Source organism: Streptomyces sp. NPDC060194 (genome assembly GCF_042728285.1).
Lineage (GTDB): Bacteria > Actinomycetota > Actinomycetes > Streptomycetales > Streptomycetaceae > Streptomyces.
The window spans coordinates 1-22,068 of the sequence record NZ_JBHWZH010000022.1 but is presented as its reverse complement, the minus strand read 5'-3'; the positions used below and the strand labels follow the sequence as shown (position 1 = coordinate 22,068).

General features: G+C 71.7%; 16 protein-coding genes. 6 read left to right on the top strand and 10 right to left on the bottom strand.

Annotation, left to right across the window (positions count from 1 at the left end; all coding sequences use genetic code 11):
- Position 1: 1 nt before the first annotated feature.
- From ACFWEG_RS07420 to ACFWEG_RS07385, 8 genes are all read right to left on the bottom strand, one after another.
- Positions 2-844: a hypothetical protein gene (locus ACFWEG_RS07420; RefSeq protein ID WP_387210222.1), complete on the bottom strand. Its 843-nt coding sequence runs from the start codon at positions 842-844 to the stop codon at positions 2-4.
- On the bottom strand, positions 841-1,902 hold the full coding sequence (locus ACFWEG_RS07415) for an ABC transporter ATP-binding protein (protein ID WP_387210220.1): 1,062 nt from the start codon (positions 1,900-1,902) through the stop codon (positions 841-843). The genes ACFWEG_RS07420 and ACFWEG_RS07415 overlap by 4 nt, the downstream gene beginning before the upstream one ends.
- Complete coding sequence (locus ACFWEG_RS07410; protein WP_387210218.1) at positions 1,899-2,942, bottom strand: ABC transporter ATP-binding protein; 1,044 nt, start codon at positions 2,940-2,942, stop codon at positions 1,899-1,901. The genes ACFWEG_RS07415 and ACFWEG_RS07410 overlap by 4 nt, the downstream gene beginning before the upstream one ends.
- The gene (locus ACFWEG_RS07405) at positions 2,939-3,859 is read right to left on the bottom strand and encodes an ABC transporter permease (RefSeq protein ID WP_387210216.1); all 921 of its coding nucleotides are present in this window, start codon (positions 3,857-3,859) and stop codon (positions 2,939-2,941) included. The genes ACFWEG_RS07410 and ACFWEG_RS07405 overlap by 4 nt, the downstream gene beginning before the upstream one ends.
- Positions 3,856-4,908, bottom strand: coding sequence for an ABC transporter permease (locus tag ACFWEG_RS07400; RefSeq protein ID WP_387210214.1), 1,053 nt, complete (start codon positions 4,906-4,908; stop codon positions 3,856-3,858). Before ACFWEG_RS07400 ends, ACFWEG_RS07405 begins: the two co-directional genes overlap by 4 nt.
- 2 nt (positions 4,909-4,910) lie before the next feature.
- Positions 4,911-6,764: an ABC transporter substrate-binding protein gene (locus ACFWEG_RS07395; protein WP_387210212.1), complete on the bottom strand. Its 1,854-nt coding sequence runs from the start codon at positions 6,762-6,764 to the stop codon at positions 4,911-4,913.
- 119 nt (positions 6,765-6,883) lie between these two features.
- Positions 6,884-8,344 carry a M20/M25/M40 family metallo-hydrolase gene (locus ACFWEG_RS07390; RefSeq protein ID WP_387210210.1) on the bottom strand — a complete coding sequence of 487 codons (1,461 nt, stop codon included), beginning with the start codon at positions 8,342-8,344 and terminating at the stop codon, positions 6,884-6,886.
- 82 nt (positions 8,345-8,426) lie between these two features.
- On the bottom strand, positions 8,427-9,362 hold the full coding sequence (locus ACFWEG_RS07385) for a MurR/RpiR family transcriptional regulator (RefSeq protein WP_387210208.1): 936 nt from the start codon (positions 9,360-9,362) through the stop codon (positions 8,427-8,429).
- Between the two features lie 139 nt (positions 9,363-9,501).
- On the opposite strand from ACFWEG_RS07385, the gene ACFWEG_RS07380 reads away from it, so the two are divergent.
- Complete coding sequence (locus tag ACFWEG_RS07380) at positions 9,502-10,098, top strand: helix-turn-helix domain-containing protein (protein WP_387210206.1); 597 nt, start codon at positions 9,502-9,504, stop codon at positions 10,096-10,098.
- 5 nt (positions 10,099-10,103) lie between these two features.
- Positions 10,104-11,495 (top strand): diaminopimelate decarboxylase, encoded by a 1,392-nt coding sequence (gene lysA / locus ACFWEG_RS07375; protein WP_387210204.1) that lies wholly within the window; start codon positions 10,104-10,106, stop codon positions 11,493-11,495.
- 542 nt (positions 11,496-12,037) lie between these two features.
- On the opposite strand, the gene ACFWEG_RS07370 is transcribed toward lysA, so the two are convergent.
- Positions 12,038-13,417, bottom strand: a complete 1,380-nt coding sequence (locus ACFWEG_RS07370; RefSeq protein WP_387210202.1) for a PQQ-binding-like beta-propeller repeat protein — start codon at positions 13,415-13,417, stop codon at positions 12,038-12,040.
- Positions 13,418-13,637: 220 nt separating this feature from the next.
- Here ACFWEG_RS07370 and ACFWEG_RS07365 point away from each other — a divergent pair, with 220 nt between their 5' ends.
- Together ACFWEG_RS07365 and ACFWEG_RS07360 are read left to right on the top strand one after the other, a co-directional pair.
- Positions 13,638-14,381, top strand: coding sequence for a phosphotransferase family protein (locus tag ACFWEG_RS07365; RefSeq protein ID WP_387210200.1), 744 nt, complete (start codon positions 13,638-13,640; stop codon positions 14,379-14,381).
- Positions 14,382-14,458: 77 nt separating this feature from the next.
- The gene (locus ACFWEG_RS07360; protein ID WP_387210198.1) at positions 14,459-15,355 is read left to right on the top strand and encodes an aminoglycoside phosphotransferase family protein; all 897 of its coding nucleotides are present in this window, start codon (positions 14,459-14,461) and stop codon (positions 15,353-15,355) included.
- A gap of 66 nt (positions 15,356-15,421) precedes the next feature.
- Here the strand turns inward: ACFWEG_RS07360 and ACFWEG_RS07355 are convergent, their stop codons facing one another.
- Positions 15,422-17,149, bottom strand: coding sequence for a stealth family protein (locus tag ACFWEG_RS07355; RefSeq protein ID WP_387210196.1), 1,728 nt, complete (start codon positions 17,147-17,149; stop codon positions 15,422-15,424).
- Between the two features lie 446 nt (positions 17,150-17,595).
- Here ACFWEG_RS07355 and ACFWEG_RS07350 point away from each other — a divergent pair, with 446 nt between their 5' ends.
- Both ACFWEG_RS07350 and ACFWEG_RS07345 read left to right on the top strand, forming a co-directional pair.
- Complete coding sequence (locus ACFWEG_RS07350; protein WP_387210194.1) at positions 17,596-21,486, top strand: polymorphic toxin-type HINT domain-containing protein; 3,891 nt, start codon at positions 17,596-17,598, stop codon at positions 21,484-21,486.
- Positions 21,483-22,040: a hypothetical protein gene (locus tag ACFWEG_RS07345; protein WP_387210192.1), complete on the top strand. Its 558-nt coding sequence runs from the start codon at positions 21,483-21,485 to the stop codon at positions 22,038-22,040. The genes ACFWEG_RS07350 and ACFWEG_RS07345 overlap by 4 nt, the downstream gene beginning before the upstream one ends.
- The last annotated feature ends 28 nt before the right edge of the window (positions 22,041-22,068 follow it).

Here is a 22,068-nt window from a genome sequence, read left to right as displayed (position 1 = left end):
TCTACGGAAGGGTGGGGGGCGTCGGGCGGAAGCGGTAGGCGGCGTACCCGTCCCCGAGACGCACACAGGAGTCGGCCACCCGGTCGGCGAGCAGCCGGGTGAACGTCCCCGTCAGCCGGGCCCGGTCCTCGGCGGCCGCCGCGGGGCCGACCTCGGCGCGGTGGCGCTGCCAGTCGTCGGGCAGCACGACGAACCGGTCCTCGCCCGCGGTCCGCACGTCCCCCACCCGGTGGCCGTACGGGGGCGGGGGCGGAAGCGGGCGGGCGGGCGGCGGGGGAGCGGCCCCTTCGAGCCGCCAGGTGACGATGAAGCGGTCGGTGGTGTCGCCGGTGGCGTCGCCGAAGCCCTCGGTGCCGTACATCGCGGGGGTGAAGGTCTCCACGACGGCGCCGAGGACGTCCAGGTTGAAGTGCCCGTTGCGGGTCTGGACCGGGTCGTACGCCCAGCGCATCAGCGTCGTGCCCTCGGCCAGGCACCGCTCCCGCTGCCCCAGCTTGAGCAGCCGCCCCACCCCCGTGCCCTGGAGCTCGCGCGCGACGACGGCCAACTGGGAGTACTGGTAGAGGAGTTGGCGGCCCCGGTCGTGCCCGCGGGCGAGGAAGCTGTAGGTGAAGCCGACCGGCTCACCGTCCAGGAACGCGCCGAGCACCAGCCCGCTGTTGTGCTGGAGCGCGGTCAGCAGGCGGAGGTTGAGGCTTCCGTCGCCGCTTCTGAGGCCCATCACCCGCTCGTAGAGGGCGATGCAGGCGGCCATCTCCGCCGGGCCCTCCACGTCCCGGACCGTCAGCAGGCGGCCGCCCGCCGACGGTCCGGGGAGCCGGAGGGAGGCCACCGACGCGTTCACGCGGTTGCCTCGACGAGGTGGCAGGCCGCCCGACCGCCCTTCGCCGCGCCGCTGCCCTGCGCCGCGCCGGCACCCTCCACCGCGCCGTCGCCCGCCCCGTCGCCCAGGACCGGCAGCGACCGCCGGTCGCAGCCCGCCGCAGTACGCCCCGCCGCGTCCAGCGCCGCGTACGCCGGGCAGCGGGGGTGGAAGCGGCAGCCGCCGGGGACGGCGGTCGGGTCCGGCGGCTCGCCGGCGAGCAGCACCGGACGCCGGCCGCGCGCGCCGCCCTCGGGCAGCACCGAGAGCAGCGCCTTGGTGTACGGGTGCTGCGGGTCGAGCAGCACCTCCTCGACGGTGCCCACCTCCACCACCCGGCCGAGGTACATCACGGCCACCCGGTCGGCGATGTTCCAGGCGAGCCCCAGGTCGTGGCTGACGACCAGCGACGAGAGCCCGAGGTCGCGGCGCAGGTCGAGCAGCAGCCGCAGGATCTCGCCGCGCACGGAGGCGTCGAGCGAGGCGACCGGCTCGTCCGCGACGATCACGGAGGGGTCGAGGGCCAGGGCGCCCGCGATCACCACCCGCTGCTGCTGCCCGCCCGACATCTGGTGCGGGAAGCGGGACATGTAGTCCTGCGGCGGCCGCAGCCCGGCACGGGAGAGGGCCGAGTGCACCCGCTCGTCGAGCCCGGCGGTCATCCGGTGGAGCCTGGGGCCCTCGGCGACAGCGCCGTACACGTTCTGCCGGGGGTTGAGGGCGCCGCCGGGGTCCTGCAGGACGAGCTGGACGTCCTTGCGGTGCGCCTTCATCGCCGCGCCGGTGTACCGCAGCGGCACGCCCCGGCGCAGCACCTGGCCCGAGGTGGGCCTCACCAGCCCGGTCAGGGCCCTGGCCAGGGTGGACTTGCCGCAGCCGGACTCGCCGATCAGGGCGAGCACCTCACCCTCGTGCAGCCGCAGGTTCACCCCGTCGACGGCCCGGGCGGGTCCGCGCCCGCCGCGGGCCGGGTAGGTGACGTGCAGGTCCCGGACCTCCAGGGCGGGCACGGCCGCCCCCTCCGTGCTGCCGGTCGTCATCGGCGGGCTCCTTCCGTGGCCGGCTCGCTCGCCGTGGGGGTGACGTCGGGGAAGCCGGGCAGCGTGCGCAGGCAGGCCGAGACCCGGTCGTCGCCCGCGGGCCACAGCTCGACGGGACGGCTGCGGCAGACCTCGTGCACCTGCGGGCAGCGGGGCGCGAAGGAGCACCCCGCGCCCAGCGCCGCCTGGTCGGGCGGATCGCCGGGCAGGCCGGCCGGCGCCCGGCGGGACGCGGGGTCGCCGATGGTGGGGAAGGCCCGGGACAGCGCCCCCGTGTACGGGTGCCGCGGGTCCTCCAGGAGCCGGCCCGAGGGCCCGTGCTCGACGATCTGCCCCGCGTACATCACCGCCAGCCGGTCGCACATCTGGCCGAGGACCGACAGGTCGTGGCTGATCATGATGATCCCGATGCCCTCGTCCCGGACCCGCTCCGCGAGCAGGTCGAGGATCTGGGCCTGCACCATCACGTCGAGCGCGGTCGTCGGCTCGTCCGCGACGATCAGGGACGGCCGGCAGGCCAGCGCCATGGCGATCATGATGCGCTGCCGCTGCCCGCCGGAGAACTCGTGCGGGTAGCCGCGCATCCGGGCGGCCGGGACGCCGACCGACTCCAGGAGTTCGCCCGCCCGGCGGCGGGCCTCCCGCTCGGTGATCCGGCCGCCCTCCTCGCCGGCCTTGCGGCCGTGCAGCAGGATCGGCTCGACGAGCTGGTCCCCGACGGTGTGCACCGGGTTGAGGGCGCTCATCGCCCCCTGGAACACCACCGACGCCTCCGCCCAGCGGACGGCCCGCATCCGGTTCCACCGGGCGGTGAGCAGGTCCTCACCCTCGTAGCGCACCCGGCCGCCGACCTCGGCCGCGGCGGGCAGCAGCCGCAGCAGGGCGAGCGCCAGCGTGGACTTGCCCGAGCCGGACTCGCCGGCCAGGCCGAGCGTCTCACCGCGGTCCAGGGTCAGGTCCACCCCGCGCAGCGCGGGGACGGACCGGCCGCCGGTGCGGTAGGTGACGGTGAGGTCCTCGACCTCCAGCATGGCGCTCATCGGGCGCTCACCGACCTCGGGTTGAGTACGGTCTCGACGGCCCGGCCGGTCAGCGTGAAGCCGAGGACGACGATCAGGATGGCGACGCCCGGCGGGTACAGGTACCACCAGGCGCCGGCGGTCACGGCGCCGCCGTTGAGCGCCGAGTTGAGCATCGAGCCCCAGGAGATCCCGGTCGGGTCGCCGAGCCCGAGGAACGTCAGCGTGGCCTCGGAGAGGATCGCGGAGGCGACGGTCAGGGTCGAGGAGACCAGGATCAGCGGGGTGACGTTCGGCAGGACGTGCCGCACCATCACCTGCCGGCCGCTCGCGCCGAGCGCCCTGGCCCGTTCGACGAACGGCCTCGCCTCCACCGACAGGGTCTGCGCGCGCACGAGCCGTGCGGTGGAGGCCCAGCTGGTCACCGCGATGGCGATGGTGATGGACGTGCTGCCCTGGCCGAGCACCGCCGCCAGGGAGATGGCCAGCGGGAGGCCGGGCAGGGCGATGAACCAGTCGGTGACATGCATCAGGCCCTTTCCCGTCCAGCCGCCGTAGTGGCCGGCGACCAGGCCGATCGCGCTGCCGAGGACCACGGTCAGCACGGTGGCCAGCAGCCCGACGGCGAGCGAGGAGCGCGCTCCCCAGACCACCAGCAGCAGGATCGAGCGGCCCTCCTGGTCGGTCCCGAGCGGGTACCCGTCGGTCGGACCGTGCAGGGACGGGCCGTCGACCTTGATGACGTCGAGGTCGTCGGCGGACACGAACAGCGGTGCCAGCAGGGCCAGGAGACCGGACACGGCGAGGATGCCGACGCCCGCCACACCTGAGGGGACGCGCAGGAAGGAGCGGACGAAGCCGGCCTCCTTGTGGACGTAGGGGAGCGGGGCGGACGGGGCGGGCCCGGTGTCCGCCGGGGCGGTCGCGGGTGTGGTCACTGGGCACGCACCCGGGGGTCGAGGAAGCGGTAGACCACGTCGGCCAGAAGGTTCATGAGGATCACCGAAGCGCTGAAGACGATGTAGGTGCCCTGCAGCAGCGGCAGGTCGGGCACCTTGAGGGCCTGGTAGCTGAGCAGCCCGAGGCCAGGCCAGGAGTAGACGGTCTCCACCGTGATGGCTCCGCCGACGACGGTGCCCAGCTGCATGAAGATCATCGTGACCGACGGCAGCAGGGCGTTGGGCACGGCGTGCCGTCGCCGCACCTGCTCGTCGCGCAGCCCCTTGGCCCGCGCGGTCAGCAGGTACGGGCTGCCGAGCTCGTCGATGACGGAGGAGCGCATGACCGTGACGTACTGGGCGAACACGACGAGCACCATGGTCAGGCAGGGCAGGACCAGGTGCCACGCCACGTCGAGGACCTGGTCGAGGCCGCCGGTGACGGCGGGGTCGCTCATCCCGCCGGCCGGCAGGAACCCGGGCAGCGGGCCGACGCCGACGCTGAAGGTGATCAGCAGGATGATGCCGAGCCAGAACGTCGGCACCGACCACAGGGTCAGCGAGGTGGCGGACGCGATCCGGTCCAGCTTGCCGCCCTGCCGCCAACCGGCTCTGACGCCCAGCCAGAGTCCCAGCAGCACCGAGATCGCGGTCGCGGTGCCCGTCAGCAGCAGCGTCGGCCAGAGCCGCTCGCCGATGAGCTCGCTCACCGGCTGCTGGAACTCCCACGACGTGCCGAGATTCCCGGTCAGGACGTCGCCGACGAAGGAGAGGAAACGTTCCGGTACGGACTGGTCCAGACCGAGCTGGCGGCGCAGCTCGGCCATCTGGGCGTCGCTGGTGGGGCGCCCTCGGGTGAGCGACTGGACGGGGTCGGCCGGCATCAGGCTGAACAGCACGAACCCGATCACGAGGGTGACCAGCAGGCTCACGCAGGCCGCGGCGGCCTTGCCCGCCAGGTAGCGGGCGAAGCCGGATCCGCGCCGGCGGGGCGGGGGCGCCACCGCCGGCGGGTCGAGGGTGCCGGCGGCGGCGATGGTGTCCGACACGCCTACTCCCGGTCGTCGGCGGAACGGCGGCGGGCCACGACGACCCCGCCCGCGACCAGGACGAGGGCGACGGCGGCGCCGACGGCGATGAGCGTGCCGTTGCCGTCCCCGCTCGCGGCCGCGGCCTTCTCCGTCGCCTTGGCGGGGGCCGCGTTCAGGTAGGTGTCCAGGGCGAGCTGCGCGGGGTGGGCGCCGTCCGCGTTCGGCTTGCCCGCGACCACGCCCGTGACCTTGTCGCTCCGGTACACGCCGAGCGCGTCGGCGTAGTAGATCAGGATGTTGTGGTTGGCCTTGTACAGGATCGACTGCATCTGCCGCAGCAGCTCGGCCCGCTCCGACTCGGAGAACGCGCTCTGCTGGTCCTTGAACAGCTCGTCGTACTCCTTGTCGCAGAAGAACGAGTCGGTGCTGCCGCCCTCGCCCTTGTCGTCCGGCAGCGCTCCGCAGCTCTGGATGCCGAGCAGGTACGTGGGGTCCGGGCCGGTCGACCAGGAGTCCGTCAGGATGTCCCAGTCGCCCTTGGCGAGGTCCGCGTTGAGCTTGGACGAGCTCATCGCCTGGATCTCGGTCTTCACGCCGATCTCCTTGAACCAGCCGGTGAGGTAGGTGGAGAGCTTGGCGTAGGTGTCGTTGTCGGAGTGGATGCCGAGGCGGAACTCCAGCTTGCGCTTCGACTTCGGATCAACCCGGATCCCGTCGCCGCCCTTCTTGTAACCGCCGTCGTCCAGCAGGGCGTTGGCCCGGTCGAGGTCGTGGTCGAGCCGCTCGGCGGCCGAGGGCTTCCACTCGTACTGCGGCAGCGACGGCGGCAGGTAGCCCCCGCCGGGCCGGGCGAGGCCGCCGAGGATCTTCTTCACCACCGTCTCCTTGTCGACGGCCAGGGCCAGCGCGGTGCGGACCTTGACGTCGCCGAGCGCGGGGTGCGCCGTGCCGATCTTCTTGCCGCTGCGGGTGCGGGCGTCGCCGTTGACCTCGATGCCGCTCCAGCGGTCGCCGACCTCCTTGAAGGTCTCCAGCCCCTTCTGTCCCTCCAGCGCCTTGAACTGGGTCGGGTTGAGGTCGCGGAGGTAGTCGAGCTGGCCCGAGCGCAGGGCCGCGACGGCGGCGTCGCTGTTCTTGAACTGCTGCTGGATCATGTGGTCGAACTTCGGCGCGCCGAGGACGAAGTCGTCGTTGGCGTCGAACTTCACGTACTGCTCGACCTTGCGTTCGGTCAGGGTCCACGGACCGTAGCCGACGATCGGGTAGCTGTCGTTCTTGAAGTCCTTGAGGTTCTTCGCCTGCGGCTCCCAGACGTGCTTCGGCACGATCGGGATGCCCGACACCGGGATGCTGATGGTCAGCATGTTGGCCTGCGGCTTCTTCGTCCGGATGACGAGGGTGCCGGCGTCGGGGGCGCTGACGGAGTCGAAGTTCTCCACGAGGGAGCCGTTCGCGGTGGCGGCCGTGGGGTCGGTCATGATCATGTTGAACGTCCAGGCGGCGTCCTCCGCCGTGATCGGCTTGCCGTCGCTCCACTTCAGGTCCTTGCGGATCTTGAAGGTCCAGGTGAGCTTGTCGGCGGACGTCTCCCAGGACTCCGCCAGGTACGGCTTCGCGGTGCCGTCGGCGTCCATCGTGTTGAGCGAGGGGTAGATCGCGGCGAACACGTCCAGGCTGCCGGAGAAGTAGGCGAGGAACGGGTTCAGGCTGTCGATGCCGTTGCCGGTGACGGGCATCCGAAGGGTGGTTCCGTCGCCGCCGGCGGCGACGGCCGTCGGAGCGGTCAGCGAGCTCGCGCCGATGCCGAGCAGCAGGGCGGTGGCCAGCGCGGCGCCTCTGCGGGCGCGGTGGCCGGGGGTGCGGAGGGGACTCATGAGGGCGCTCCAGGGAGAGGAGGGGCGGGATCGGGACGCGCGGGGGGTGGGCGAGCGGTGCGGCGCTCGGGTCGGTGGGGTGGGGGGGGGTGCGGCGCCGGGGGCCGGTGAGGCGGCGCTCAGGTCCGCGGCGGGGCCGTACCCGGGTCCTCGGGCGAGGCGGTGCGCGGATCGGTCAGCAGGAAGTCCTCCAGGACCCGCACCCCGAAGTCGAGGCTGCTCACCAGCACCTGCTCGTCCACGCCGTGGACGTAGGACCAGGCGTCGAAGCCGGGCGGGGTGCGGCCGGGCGGGCCGAAGCCGTAGCACTGGATGCCGAGCCGGGAGAAGGCCTTCGCATCGGTGCCGCCCGACATGACGAACGGCAGCACCAGGGCCTCGGGGTCGGCCCTGCGCAGGGCGCCGGCCATGGCGGCGAACTCCGGTGAGGTGTGGTCCGCGGCGACCGGGGCGGCGTAGTTGTGGAACGCGCGGGTGACGCCGTCCTCCAGGAGCGCGTCGACGGTGGCGAAGAAGTCGTCCTCCGCGCCCGGCAGGATGCGGCCGTCGACGCCCGCGACGGCCTCGCTCGGGATCACGTTGTGCTTGTAACCCGCCTGCAGCATGGTGGGGTTGAGGGTGTGCGACACCGTCGCCTCCACCAGCCGCGCCGCCTCGCCGAGCCGCGCGAGCGACGCCTGGTCGGCGGGGTCGACGGTGAAGCCGAGCCGCTGCGAGAGCCCGTCGAGGAGGGTGGCCACGGCGGGGACGGTGCGGACCGGCCAGCGGTGCGCCGACAGCGCGGTCAGGGTGCGGGCGAGGGCTGTGACGGCGTTGTCGCCCCCGGGGCGCGAGCCGTGGCCGGCCGCGCCGCGCGCCGTCAGGTTCATCCAGGCGCTGCCGCGCTCGCCGACGGCGATCGGGTAGAGCAGCCCGGCGTCCGGCAGCCGCACCGAGTAGCCGCCCGACTCGCCGATCGCGGTGGCCACCCCGTCGAACAGCTGCGGGTGGCGCTCGACGAGGAAGCCGGCCCCCAGCTCGCCGGTGTCCTCCTCGTCCGCGACGAACGCCATCACGATGTCGCGCGGCGGCCGGATCCCGCGGGCGGCCCAGGACCGGACGAGCGCCGCCATCATCGCCAGCATGTCCTTCATGTCCAGGGCGCCGCGGCCCAGGACCGCGCCGTCGCGCACCTCCCCGCAGAACGGGTCGAAGCTCCAGTCGGACGCCTCGGCGGGCACCACGTCCAGGTGCCCGTGGACGAGCAGGGCGGGAGCGGTCGGGTCCGTGCCGGGGATGCGGACCACGGTGCTGGTCCGGCGCGGGGCGGACTCGAGGACGACGGGGGTGTGACCGGCGTCGGCGAGCAGTTCGGCGACCCACTCGGCGGCCTCGCGTTCGCCGCGGGCCTCGCCGCCGCCGTAGTTGCTGGTGTCGAAGCGGATCAGACGGGAGCAGAGGTCGACGACGTCGGCCGTCAGCGCACGTGCCGCGGCGTCGTCGGACGGGGCGGCCGGGCGGGATGCGGGCGGGGTGTCGTGCGGGGTGTCGTGCGGGCCGGAGGGACAGCCGGGCGGGGGGTCGGGCGGGGGTGGGGTCACGGGAAGCACTGCCTTTCCCGACGCCGGGGCACGGGGCTCCGGGGAGGGGCGTCGAGGGACGGGATGTCGGTGCGGAAAGGGCCTAACCGTCGTGCGACGGGCCGGACTCGGGGAGCCCGGACGGCTCGGCGCCCTCGGGGTGGTAGATGTCCAGGGCGCGGAACAGCTCCGCCCGCCTCCGCCCCCGCCGCCCCGCGCCCTTCGCGCCGGCCGCGGCCAGCGCCGCGAGCACGTGCGCGGTGGCCGCGACGGCGGTCGGGGAGTGGTGCGGGGACTCGCTGCGCGTGTCCACCGCCAGGGTGTGGGTGGCGTAGGCGCAGACGGGGCTCGCGTAGCTGTCGGTGAGCGCGACGACGGTGGCGCCCAACGCGTGGAACTCGCGCGCCACTTGGACCGTCAGGTCGCTGTAGTTGCGGAAGCTGAACGCCACCAGCGCATCGCTCGGGTGCGCGTCGCTGATGGCGTTGACCGCCGCGCCCGTGCCGGGCGGGACGAGGGTGACGTCCCGCAGGCTGCTGGTCAGGTCGGTGGCCAGCAGGGCGGCGTACCCGGTCGACTTCAGGTCGCCGAGCACCCAGCGCCGGCGGGCGCCGAGGAGTGCGGACGCGGCCAGTTCCAGGGCGCCGTTGGCCTGGAGGTCGGACAGGGTGCGGCGGAGGTTGTCCTCCTCCGCGGCGATCATGCGCCGCAGCGCGGACCGCTCGCTGGGCTCCGACCGCGGCTCGCGCAGGGTGAAGCGCAGGTCCGGGTCGGCGAGCCGCTGGTCGCTCTCGTGGGCGGCGAGGCGGCGCAGGTCGTCGGTGGAGGCGAACCCGGCCGCGGACAGCAGGGCGTCGAGGTCCGCGGGGCCCGCCTCCGCGACCCGCAGCAGCTGCCCCGGACGGCTCTCCAGTGAGGCGGGGTAGTCCTCGGCGAGCACCGCCACCAGCCGCCGCGCGGCCGGACCGAACAGCTCGGCGGCCGCGCGGAGCAGGTCCAGGGTCGGGGTGGGGGCGAGCGACTCGCGTGGTGACGGCACGGCTCTACCTCCCTTTGTACAGCGGTTGTTGACGGCCCGTCAGGGCCGCCGGTGAATTGGTCCAGTCCTTTTCCACTCACGGTAAAGGTCGCGACCGGATGGCTTGATCTATGCGATGCGGGAGTCTTACTGTTGCCACATGACCACGTCAAGCCCCTCGGGTGAAGCCCAGGACGGGACCGTCGCCGCGGTCGACGTGCTCGCCGCCTCCGTCGCGCGGGTCCGCCGGGCCGGCGGGATGACCCTGAGCGCGGTGGCCGCCCGGGCCGGCGTCTCGCCCGCGTACGTCTCGCAGATGGAGTCGGGCGCGGCCAACCCCACCGTGCGCACGCTGGCCGCGATCGCCGAGGCGATGGGGACGACGCCGGCCGAACTCCTCGGCGGGGAGCGGCCGTCGGCCCCGGAGCCGACTCCGCCGTTCGCCCCTCGCTTCACGCCCGCGCCGCTCCTGGCGCGGACCGCCGGCCACCGGGGCATCTGGGATCTCGGCGCCCCGGGAGCCGCGCTCCTCAGGCCCCGCCTCCTCCACGCCGACCTCGGCGACCACGCCGGACCCGTCAGCCACCCCGGCGAGGAGTTCGTCACCGTCCTCGCCGGGTCCTGCCGGCTCGCCGCCGGGGGCACCACCCACCTGCTGCGACCGGGCGACAGCGTCCACCTCGCCGCGGGCGACTCCCACCACTGCACCGATCCCAGCGACGACCTGCTCATGCTCGTCGTCCTCACCCAGGAGTAGCGCACGTGTCCTCCCCCTCCCTCGCGACCGCCGTCGACGCCCCCCGCCCCGATGCGGCCGACGGGATCACCGTCGCGGCCCCGCCCGAGGCGGCCCCCGAGGTCTGGCCGCTGACCGCGCGGACGGTCGACGGCCGGATACACGTCGGCGGTGTCGCCCTGGACGAGCTGGCCGAGGCCTGCGGCACCGCCCTGTACGTGGTCGACGAGGCCGACTTCCGCCACCGCGCCCGCGCGTGGCGCGCGTCCGGCGCCGACCAGGTGCACTACGCGTCCAAGGCGTTCCTCTGCGCCGAGATGGTGCGCTGGGTCGACTCCGAGGGCCTGCACCTCGACGTGTGCAGCGGCGGCGAGCTCGAACTGGCCGTGGACACCGGCTTCGACGCGGCCCGGATCGTCTTCCACGGCAACAACAAGTCCGTCGCCGAGCTGGAGGCGGCCGTCTCCCACGGCGTGGGCGTGGTCGTCGTCGACTGCCTGGAGGAGATCGACCGGCTTGGCCGGGCGGCCGCCGCGGCCGGTCGCGTCCAGGACGTGTACGTCCGGATCACCCCCGGCGTCACCGCCGAGACCCACGCGTACATGGCGACCGGCGGCGACGACGTCAAGTTCGGCTTCCCCGTGCGCGAGGGGCACGCCGAGCGGGCCGTCCTCGCGGTGGCCGGGCAGCCCGCCCTGCGGCTGGCCGGTGTGCACTGCCACATCGGGTCGCAGGTCACCGCCACCGACGGGCTCACGCTGGCGGCCGAGCGGGTCGCCGCCTTCGTCGCCGAGCTCACCGACCGGCACGGGATCGCGGTCGACGAGATCGACCTCGGCGGCGGGGCCGGCATCCCCTACCTCCCCGGTCAACCGCGCCTGGAACCCGGTGCGTTCGTCGCCGCGCTCCGGGCGGGCCTGGACCGCGTGCTGCCGGCCGGCTCGGTGAGGCTCGCCGTCGAGCCCGGGCGCTCGATGATCGGGACCGCCGGGGTGACGCTGTACCGGGTGGGAGCCGTCAAGGACGGTCTGCGCCGGCGGTTCGTCTCCGTCGACGGGGGCATGAGCGACGCGCTGCGGCCGTCGCTCTACCTGGCCCGCTACACCGCGTGGCCGGCCGTCGGGGGTGCGGCGGGTGACGCCGTCCACAGCGTCGTCGTCGGCCGGCACTGCGAAAGCGGGGACGTGGTCGTGCCCGACATCGCGCTGCCGTCCTCCCTCGCCTCCGGCGACCTCCTCGCCGTGCCCGCGACCGGCGCGTACCACCACGTCATGGCCAGCAACTACAACGCCCAGCCCCGCCCGGCCGTCGTCGCCGTCCGCGACGGCCGCGCCCGCCTCATGGTCCGCCGCGAGACCCCGGCGGACCTCCGCATCCGCGAGGCCCACGGCGAGGAGGTGGCTCTCGGCGGGGTGTGAACCGGCGATCGGCGCGGGGCCGGCGCCGTCCGTCGGCCCCGCAGGCGCAACCTTCTCGATCGCCGCCGCGTCGCACACGACGAGAGGGTCGCCGACCGGAAGAAGGAGCGCCTGCCGTGGATGAAGTCGCCGTCAGGACGATCAGGTGGTCCTTCGAAGTGGTCGGCGCGGTGTCCGACCTTCTCGGCGTGCGCGACTTCTGGCGCGACCTCCGCAAGAAGCGCCGTCGGCACTAGCCTCCCGCACCTACCCCCGTCAGGCGACCAGGTCGCCCGGCGGGGGCTTCCGCAGCTTCGATCACTGCGGCATCCGTCGCCGGAGCGGCCCGGGTGCCGTGCCCGGCCGTGACAGGGGTGCCGGCGCGCTGGGCGTGCGGTGCGGAGCGGACCGGTTTCCGGGGGCGCCCGGTCCGGTCGCGGCCGCGGCCCGCGTCGTCGCCCCGGAAGCCGGGGTCGGCGTCGTCGTGGACGAGCGTGGCGTCGCCGGGGGCCAGGAGGATCTCGGGCGAGTCGAGGTGCGGGGTGCGGGTCGGCCGGACCGGGTCACCAGCGCTCCCAGGCCGTGAAGGGCGCTCCGCCGCCGCGGCCCGCGGTGACGAGGAGGCCGTCGGCCTCGTACATGGCGCTGACCGGGCGCGGCACGGGGTCGCGGAAGTGGCGCTCGTCGGTCTCGTCGCCGTCGCGGGCATCGAGTTCGATCAGGGTGGTGATGTCGTCGGACTGGGTGGACCACTCGCAGAGGACCGTAAGCCTGTCACCGCTCACCGTCATCGCCGCGGCCGGGTCGTCCATCTCCTCCGACCAGACCCGGTCGCCGGTCCTCAGGTCGAAAGCGATGACCGTGTGGTGCTCGCCCTTCTCCCAGTAACCGGCCAAGGCGTAGAGCCGGTCGCCCGCGACCACCGTCTGCATCAGGCTGTCCGCCCCGATGATGCCGTCGTCGCCCTGGTCGAAGTCGATGGTGGGGCGCGGGCGGCCGTCGTCGTCGAAAGAGGCGAAGAGGCCCGAGGCTCCCTCGGCCTCGTCCGACGACCCCACGGCGAGCACCAGTGGGTCGGTCGCGTCGATGACGACGCTCGTCGCCGGGTCGAGCGGGCGGCGCGCGTCGACGGGCACGTTCCACTCCACGGCGCCGGTGGCGCGGTCGAGCACGGCCACGGTCAGTTCGGAGACCTCGCGCCGGTCGCGTCCGCCGGCGTCGCAGGACAGGACGGCGACCACCCGCTTCTCGCCGGCGGAGACCTCGTCCGGCGCGCACCGGTCGGGCAGTTCGGCGGTCCACCGCGGCGCGCCGGTGCGCAGGTCCAGGGCGCGCAGGGCGTATGCGCCGTCCTTCTTCGCGGCGCGCTCCTGAGTACCGTCCTGCGGGTAGCCCTCGAACGGGTCCTCGGCCACGACGGCCAGGTCTCCGCGGGCGTCCAGGTCGAGGGCGCTCAGGTCGGTGGCATCGCTGAGCGGGTCCTTCGCCGGCTCCCACTCCCGCTTCCACAACTGCCGCCCGCTCTCGGCGTCGAGGGCCAGGACGGTGCTGCAGGCCCCGGACCCGCCGTCGGCGTCGTCGCTGCCGCCACCGCTGCTCAGGGCGACGAGCACGGCCTTCGCACCGGCGTGCTCGGCGCTGTCGCAGACGGTGTCCCGGCCCGGTGGCACATACTCCCAGAGCTTCCCGCCCTTGTCGTCCCCGGTGAGCGCGTACCCGCTCACCGCGTCGTGGCGGCTGCGGACGGCGACGTCTCCGACGACCCAGGTGGCGTCGCCGCCCGTGACCTCCGCCTCCCGGTCCTCCGCGGCCGCCCAGGACCGCACCATCGCGTCCCACGGCAGGTAGCCCTCGACCGAGAGGAAGAAGGCCGCGACCGATCCGATCGCGGCGAGCAGTACGGCCAGGGTCGTCAGCGGACCCCTCGCTTCACGTGCCGACATTTCCGCGCCCCCCAAGGCTGCACATGTCCCGGATTCCCGTGCGGTGGCGCCCCCCTGGCGTCCGCCGCCCTCCCCCCGGCCCCCCGGCCGTGCGAGTGAAGATCATCCTAGGGGAGCGGGATCGGAGCGTGGGTACCCGGTCCGGGAGGCGGCGGCCGAGCCGTCGGCGGCGCCGAAATGGGCGCGACGCGGGCGACCGCGCCCGGGATACTGCTGCACCATGAACGAGGTCGAGGTCGTCGTCGCGCACTCCGAGCGGGCGACGCTGCGGGTCGGGGACGTGTTCCTGAAGGTGGACTCCGACCAGGCGCGGATCGACACCGAGGTGGAGGCGATCGTCCTCGCGCCGGTGCCGACCCCGGAGGTGCTGTGGCGCAAGCCCAACGTGCTGGCGATCAGTGCCGTGCGGGGGTCGGCGCTCGGCGTCCTGGGCGAGCCGTCGCCGGCGTCCGCCGCGGCGTGGTCCGCGGCGGGTTCGGCCGTACGGCGGCTGCACGACGCGCCGTTGCCGCCGTGGCCGGCGCGCGGGAAGGGGCCCGACGGGCTGGCGGCGGAGCTGGAGCGCGAGTGCGGGCTGCTCGTGCGGAACGGGGTGCTGCCCGCGGGCCTGGTGGCGCGCAACCGGCGGGTCGCCGAGGCCGCGATCCGGCCGTGGACGCCGGTGTTCACGCACGGGGACCTGCAGATCACGCACGTCTTCACCGAGGACGACGAGGTCACGGGCGTCATCGACTGGTCCGAAGGCGGCCCCGGCGACGCCCACTTCGACCTCGCCGTCCTGACGCTCGGGCACGAGGAGCGCCTCGACGAGGTCCTCGACGGGTACGGCGGCGGCGTCGACGTCGACGTGGTCCGCGGGTGGTGGTCGTTGCGGAGCCTGCTGGCGATCCGCTGGCTGGCCGAGCACGGGTTCGATCCGTTCCTGCCGGGGGCCGAGGTCGATGTGCTGCGGGCGCGGATGTGAGCGGCGTGGTGTGCCCCGGTTCGTCGTGTGCGGGTGTGAGTGCGGAGGGCGCGCTCGGAGGGGTGACGTAGGTGGGTATGCACGTCGATCAGGTCGACGTCGGTGAGGAGACCGTTGCCGCGCTCGTCCGGGCGCAGTTCCCGCGGTGGGCCGGGCTGCCGGTCCGTGCGGTGGCGTCCGACGGGACCGTCAACGCGATCTTCCGCATCGGGGACCGGCTCGCCGCACGGCTCCCGCTGCGTCTCGCCCCGGCGGACGCCGTACGGGCCGAGCTGGTCCGGGAGGCCGCCGCGAGCGCGGAGTTCGCGCGGGTGTCGCCGTTCCCCGGGCCGGAGCCCGTCGCCCTCGGGGAGCCGGGGGAGGGGTACCCGATGCCGTGGGCGGTGCAGACGTGGCTGTCGGGGACGGTCGCCGCCGCCCGGCTGGACGAGCTCGCCGGGTCGTACGCCTTCGCCCGTGACCTCGCCGACCTCGTCGCCGGGCTGCGCACGGCGGGGACGGGTGGCCGGCGCTTCTCCGGCGGCGGCAGGGGCGGGGTGCTCGCCGACCACGACGCGTGGGTGAACAAGTGCCTCGCCGTGAGCGGGGACCTGCTCGACGTCCCCCACCTGCGTGAACTCTGGCGCTCCTTCCGTGAGTTGCCGCCGGCCGACGCCGACGCCATGAGCCACACCGACCTCATGCCCGGCAACCTCCTCGTCGCCGGCGACCGCCTCACCGGCGTCCTCGACACCGGCGGCTTCGCCCCCGCCGACCCCGCCCTCGACCTCATCGCCGGCTGGCACCTCCTCGACGACGGCCCCCGCGACGCCTTCCGCACCGCGCTCGCCTGCGACGCCCTCACCTGGGAACGCGGCCGCGCCTGGGCCTTCGAGCAGGCCCTCGGCCTCGTCGAGTACTACGCGCTCACCAACCCGGTGATGAGCGCGACGGGCCGCCGCACACTGGAGCGGGTCGTGGCGGCGGGGGCGTGACGTGTGCCGGTTCCTCGGAGCTGTCTCGATGGACACCCCGACGGACCTGCCGCCGCTGCGTGGACGTCAGCTGCTGATCTCGAATCGGCTGGGGAACGGGAAGTAGCCCTGGAGGAACTCCGACATCCTCCGTCCGACCTCCTCCTGCCGGTCCGCCGGAGTGTGCACGTCGTTGAGGCAGAAGAAGTCGAAGCGCCGCTCCTCGGCCAGGGTGGCCAGACTGTCGAAGGCGTCCTCGGCCGCCATGTCGATGTACCGCAACTTGTACTTGCCGGGTACGGCTCTGCCCGTCAGATACGCGTGGTGGTGGTGGAAGGACGTGGTCACGGCGACGTCGGCCGTCGACCGGAACCGGGACGCGCTCGTCCGCTCGACGTCTTCCGTGAAGGTCGACTCGATCTCCCGCATCACCATACGGATCTGGGGGTGCGGTGTGTGCATGAACTTGTTGACGACGAACCTCCCGTGTGCGTCCCACAGCGCTCGACGGACGTTCTTTCCAGCCGAGTTAGGGGCGGGATCGTCGGGATGGGGCCGGCCCAGACCGAGCTGCATGGGCGAGAACGGAAGCTTGGCCACTCCGTTGCCGTGGAAGAAGTGCCCCGGCGTCACGGGGCGTCCCATGAAGAAGTCGTCGTTGAGATAGAGATAACGCTCCGAAAGCCCTGGAATGCGGTGCAGTTGGGACTCGATCGCGTGTGAATTGAAGACGGGTAGGACCGAGGGATCGGCGAAGATCTCCTTGTGGTGGATCACCTGGAGCCCCTCGGCCCCCTGGTCCAGCCAGGAGGGCACCTGGCTGTCGGTCACGATGTAGATGTTGCGGACGAAGCCGGCGTACATCTCCAACGAGCGCAGGGAGTAACGGAGTTCGTCATGATCCGTGTACCGTGAGTCACCCGTCTCGCGTGCGTGAATCGGTGAGATCCCGCTCGTGCGGTAGATGTCCCGGCGGGCGGCGAGTTCCGGGTCGGCGCCGTCCACCCAGGTGTAGACGACGTCGATCGGGAAGTCGACCTCGTCGATCCGGGGACGCGTGAAGTCCTCGTACGTCGGGTGCTGCCGCTCTGCGACCGTCCGTATCGCCGCGGTCGACCCCGCCGGAAGCACGTCGGACACGGCGTTCAGCCGGGGCGCCACGAGGCCGGAACGCACGACGTCCGCCGGGGCCTGAGTGCGCAGTTCTCCAAAGCGCGGTGTGTCGACCACCTCGGCACCGTCGCGCCAGAACTCCACGTCGCAGCCGAACTCGAGGCTCCCCAGGAGCTGGCCCTCCGGACCGAGCAGCAGTTCCCCGAACCGGATGACGTCCGCTCGCTTGACCACAGCGGGCAGGGCTCCGTCGGCGTACAGGGCCGCGTCGGGCAGCAGGTCGCGGCCGGGGAGGGCCGCGTACACGGCGGTCGCTCCGTACAGTTCCCGCATCGCGTCCAGGAACGGCTTGCGGCATTCCAGGCGCACGCCGACGACGTGCCGCAACGGTGAGCGCCCGGGCACGAGGAAGTACTCGATTCCCGCGTGCTTCAGGGCGTCGACCACCAGGTCGAGGTTGCGGTCGGCGGCGCCGGCCGCGCTGAACGAGGTGACCGTGCGCCCGAACCACGTGCGCCCGGCCACCTCTGTCGTCCGGACGTCGGGTCGCTCCGCCAGGAGCTTCCGCCGACGCGCCTCCCGCTTCTCCACCCGCTTCCGTTCGGCCGCCTCCGCCTCGGCCACCCTGCGCTCCTCCTCCCGACGAGCACGCACGGACGGGGGGAGCAACCGAGCGGCGGCGCGCTTGGCCAGATGGTTCATGGGGATTCCTCGACTGCGTCGGAGCTGCGGGAGACGGGCGGGATCGGTGTCGGCCTCGACGACACCGGAGCGATGAGACGTGTGCCGAGCAACGTTCGCGACCGCGCAGCCACGTCGAAACGCCGACGCGGACGGCAGTCGGGAGCGTCACGTGCGCAGCTCGTCCGAACGCGTTTGCATTCCGACAGCCATCGGGCCGCTTTCGGGGTCTCGGCCGGCGGGGGGCCTGCCCCGCGGAGTTCTAGATGGGCCTATGTCGATGGGGTGTCGGCGTTCCGCCAGGCCCTCCACACCACAGCCAATCAACGCGCGGTCCACGTGAAGCCCCCCTCACGCCAACAAGTCTATATGTGAAGGTATCGGCAAATCAGGCGAAAAGCGTTCGGATCGAACTCTCGTGGGCTCGTTGGCGCATCATACGTCGAACACACGATTTATGGTCAAGCATGCGGAACGAAGTGTCCCGGTTCCGCTTGAGAGGTGCTTTCCAAGGTGACTTCGAGACGGACGGCCTGACCACCAAAAAGGTCGAGACGAACCCGCTGACGTGGAAGACGACCACCGAGTACGTCCGCTCCTGGGGCGCCCCCTCCGCGCAGACCGACATGAACGGCAAGCGCACCGACCTCGCGTACGACGCGCTCGGCCGTATGACGTCCGTCTGGCTGCCCGACCGTCCGAAGGCCGAGTTCACCCCCTCCGTCAAGTACAGCTACCTCGTCCGCAAGACGGCTCCCGTGGCCGTCCGTACCCAGAAGATCGAGAAGGACGGGGTCTCGTACGGCTCCGAGTACGCCCTCTACGACGGGCTGATGCGGCCCCGGCAGCAGCAGACCGAGGCGTCGGGCGGTGGCCGCATGGTCGCTGACACCTTCTACGACGGCGTCGGCCGCATCGTGAAGGCCAACGCCGACTACTACACCACCGGTGAACCCGGCGACACGGTCTTCAAGGCCGTCAACGGCGACACCGACGCCCAGAGCCGCACCGAGTACGACGGGGCCGGCCGCAAGACCGCCGACATCTTCCAGGTCGCGGGCGAGGAGAAGTGGCGCACCACCTACGTCCATGAGGCCGACCGGGTCCACGTCGACCCGCCGGCCGGCACACCGCCGACCACGACCATCGCCGACGCCCACGGGCGCACGGTCGAGGTGCGCCGCTACAAGGGTGACAAGCCGGAGCTGACGGCCACCACCGGCTTCGAGTCCATGCGGTACACCTACACGCCCGCCGGTCAGACCGACACGATCACCGACCAGGCCGGCAACGTCTGGTCGTACGGCTACGACCAGCTCGGGCGGAAGTCCTGGTCGGAGGACCCGGACACCGGCAGGACGGTGTACGCCTACGACACGATGGACCGTCTGCTGTCCACGACGGACTCGCGGAACAAGAAGATCTCGACCAAGTACGACAAGCTCGGGCGCGTCCTCTCGACCTGGGAGGGGGAGCCGGACACCGGGACCAAGCTGACGGTCTCGACCTACGACACCCTCGCCAAGGGCCGGAGCAGCGCGAGCTACCGCTACGAGAACGGCGTCGTCCAGTCCTCCAGTGTCGTCGCCGAGATCGACGACATGTACCAGCCGACGGTCAGCCGCGTCACCCTGGCCGGTTCCGAGGCGGCCGAGCTCAAGGGCACGTACGAGTTCGGGACCCAGTACAACAAGGACGGCACCGTCCAGTCCGTGCGGATGCCCGCCGTCGGCGGACTCCCCGCGGAGACCCTGACCACCACCTACGACGACCTGCAGCGGCCCGTCTCGCTGACGAGCTCGCTGGGCTCCTCCTACGTCAACGCGGCCCGTTACGCCCCCACTTCACAGCTCCAGCAGTTGGAGTTGAGTTCGGGGGGAACGGCCAAGAAGACCTGGCTCACGTACGCCTACGAGCGCGGCACCAACCGCCTGACGAACACCCGCGTCGACTACGAGGGCGCCGCCTCCGTGGCGGCCGACACCAGCTACACGTACGACCCCGCCGGCAACATCATGTCGATAGCGGACACGCCGACCGGCAACACGGCCGACGTCCAGTGCTTCGACTACGACTGGCAGCGCCGGCTCAGCTCCGCCTGGACCACCACGAACGCGTCGAACGACGCCCTCGGCACCGGCGCCAAGGACGCCGCGTGCGCATCGGCCCCGACCAGCAGCACGATCGGGGGCGCTGCTCCGTACTGGCAGACCTTCGCCTACGACCTGGCCGGAAACCGGACCCAGCAGGTCCTCAAGGGCTTCGACGGCAAGCCCGACTCCACCCGCACATACAACTACGGTGAAGGCGCCGACGGCCCGCACCAGCTCAGCACCGTCACGCAGATGACCCCCGCCTTCGGGACCACCCCCGCCTTGACCAGGCAGGACAGCTTCGACTACACCGAGGCCGGTCACACCGACGTCCGCGTGCGCGACGGCAGCACCCAGGATCTCCAGTGGAGCGCCACCGGTCAGCTGACCAAGGCGGTCGAGGCGGGCAAGACCAGCAGCTTCGTGTACGACGCGGGCGGCAGCCGGCTCGTGCGCAAGGAGCCCGGCGCGGAGACGCTGTACCTGCCGGGCATGGAACTGAAGCTCAACACCGCCACCCGCGCGGTGGAGGCGACCCGGTACTACGGGTTCGGCGGCCAGACCGTCGCGATCCGCACGCCCAAGGGCGTGCAGTACCTCTCCGGTGACCACCACGGCACGATGGCGCTGGCGATCGACGCGGCGAGCGGCTCGGTCACGCGCCGGCGGATGGATCCCTTCGGCACCACGCGTGAGCCCGTCGGCAAGCCGTGGGTCGACGACAAGGGGTTCCTCGGCAAGCCGGTCGACGCGTCCACCGGACTCACGCACATCGGGGCGCGCCAGTACGAGCCCGAGAACGGGCGGTTCATCTCCGCCGACCCGCTGATCGACTTCTCGGACCCGCAGCAGATCAACGGCTACGCCTACGCCAACAACAACCCGGTCACCTTCTCGGACCCGACCGGTCTGATGATCTACGACGAGGTCACCGGCCTCGGGTTCGGCAACGCGCAGGTCCTGCAGAACTACATCGACCGGGACCCCGTCCGCTACAGCCTCATGGCCCAGCGCGACACCACCGCGGTCCGCAAGTACAACGAGGCGGCGGCGAAGGCGGCCGCGGCCAAGGCGCGGGCGATCGCCACCGCCAAGGAGCTCGGCAGCATCATCGCCGACGAGCTCGGCATCACCGACGCCCTCGACTGCTTCACCACCGGCAGCCTCGGTGCCTGCGGTGCCACGATCGTCAACGTCGTCACCAGCGCCGTCGGCGGAGCCATCGGGAAGCTCGCGGCGAAGTACGGCCTGCCGTGGAACTGGGAGAAGGGGATCGCCCTCGGCAAGAGGGTCAGCGGCCTGGTCGAGGGACTCTTCAGCAGCTTCAACGCGTGGATGAAGTGGGACGACAAGGCGGCGGCGCTGAAGGGGGCCGCGGACAAGGGCAGAGCGGCGTTGAGCGCGCTCAACGCCAAGATCCGAGGTCTTCCGACAGCCTGTCCGATCAACAACAGCTTCACCCCGGACACCAAGGTGCTGATGGCCGACGGCAAGGCCAAGGCCATCAAGGACGTCCGCGTCGGTGACAAGGTCCTCGCCAAGGACCCGAAGACCGGCGTCACCAAGGCGAAGCTGGTCACCGCGGAGATCAAGGGCAAGGGTGCCAAGAAGCTCGTCGACGTCGTCATCGACGTCGACGGCAAGAAGGGCACGAAGACCGCCTCCGTCACCGCGACGGACGGCCACCCCTTCTGGGTCCCCGAACTCGACGCCTGGATCGACGCCACCGACCTGAAGTCCGGCCAGTGGCTCGACAGCGGCGCCGGCACCAAGGTCCAGATCGCCGCAGTCAAGCGCTGGACCCAGCCGGCCACCGTCCACAACCTGACGGTCGCGGACATCCACACGTACTATGTGCTGGCGGGTGCTGTACCGGTCCTGGTTCACAATTGCAAAACGCTTACTCACCAGGAAGCCGCAGATAAGGCGAACCAGGCGCTATCCGATAAGCTCGACGAAATGCATGGAGATCCAAACATATCTCGCACTGCGATTCGCAAATATGCAATGGGGTCTGCCGCTGTCGACCGGAGAAGCGGGGAAGTAGCGGTAAACCTGAAAAAATCCGGTGATGGGGACTTCTGCGCTGAGGACATGTGCCGGGCCGAACTTGTTGCCGGAGGTGCGAATCCGGAAGACATCGTATACAGTGTGCCGATCCGTCCCCTGAAGCAGGAACCCGCACCTGTATGTGTGCGCTGTGAGGGTCGAACCACTCGCGATCAGTTCGCGCCCGGAACTACATGGGAGAGTGATCTAGGGTGAAAGTCCCCCATGATTGGGATTGGGATTCCCTTACAACCCTGAGCGTTCCTTTCAGTCAGCTTCGGCAGCAGCTTGGGCAGCTTCTCGGGGTAGATGCAGGGGAGCGCAACCGTGCAAGCCAGCTGCTCTACTGTGAAGTTGCCAATCAGGGACAGTTGTACAGTGCCGCCGCTGCATGCGTTGACATCATCGCGGAGCATGTAAAGGCCGGAGGCGAGCTTAGTTCCGACTCCATCGCCTTGCTTGAATCGATTCTCAGCGCCAGATCTCCTGGTCTCCAAGTGCTTGTTGGTGGAGTTTTGGTGGATGCTGCTGAGTACTGCAGGGAAAGAACCCTTGACCTCCTTCCAGGGATTCTCCGGAATGCTAACGGAGAGGATTTCGCGTTCTTCCGAGAAGTTTGCTTCCTGATTCCTCAACTGGCCGACTCGTCGGACGAGGTAATTAGGTTTCTCGGTTCTTCAGTCTTGCGATTTGAAGGCGAATTGCGGCGCGTCTCCAGTGAAGCTTTGAAAGAGGCTGAGGAAGTTGTGCGCGAAGGGCATATGACCTAACCTCGAAGTTTCGTGATGGCCCGCCGAC

What these genes read in the sequence shown, in the direction of transcription:
- ACFWEG_RS07380 (WP_387210206.1), top strand. Translation starts at nt 9,502, where the DNA reads ATGACCACGTCAAGCCCCTCGGGTGAAGCCCAGGACGGGACCGTCGCC.
- ACFWEG_RS07415 (WP_387210220.1), bottom strand. Translation starts at nt 1,902, where the DNA reads ATGACGACCGGCAGCACGGAGGGGGCGGCCGTGCCCGCCCTGGAGGTC.
- ACFWEG_RS07355 (WP_387210196.1), bottom strand. Translation starts at nt 17,149, where the DNA reads ATGAACCATCTGGCCAAGCGCGCCGCCGCTCGGTTGCTCCCCCCGTCC.
- ACFWEG_RS07370 (WP_387210202.1), bottom strand. Translation starts at nt 13,417, where the DNA reads ATGTCGGCACGTGAAGCGAGGGGTCCGCTGACGACCCTGGCCGTACTG.
- ACFWEG_RS07360 (WP_387210198.1), top strand. Translation starts at nt 14,459, where the DNA reads ATGCACGTCGATCAGGTCGACGTCGGTGAGGAGACCGTTGCCGCGCTC.
- ACFWEG_RS07350 (WP_387210194.1), top strand. Translation starts at nt 17,596, where the DNA reads ATGCGGAACGAAGTGTCCCGGTTCCGCTTGAGAGGTGCTTTCCAAGGT.
- ACFWEG_RS07395 (WP_387210212.1), bottom strand. Translation starts at nt 6,764, where the DNA reads ATGAGTCCCCTCCGCACCCCCGGCCACCGCGCCCGCAGAGGCGCCGCG.
- ACFWEG_RS07365 (WP_387210200.1), top strand. Translation starts at nt 13,638, where the DNA reads ATGAACGAGGTCGAGGTCGTCGTCGCGCACTCCGAGCGGGCGACGCTG.
- ACFWEG_RS07410 (WP_387210218.1), bottom strand. Translation starts at nt 2,942, where the DNA reads ATGAGCGCCATGCTGGAGGTCGAGGACCTCACCGTCACCTACCGCACC.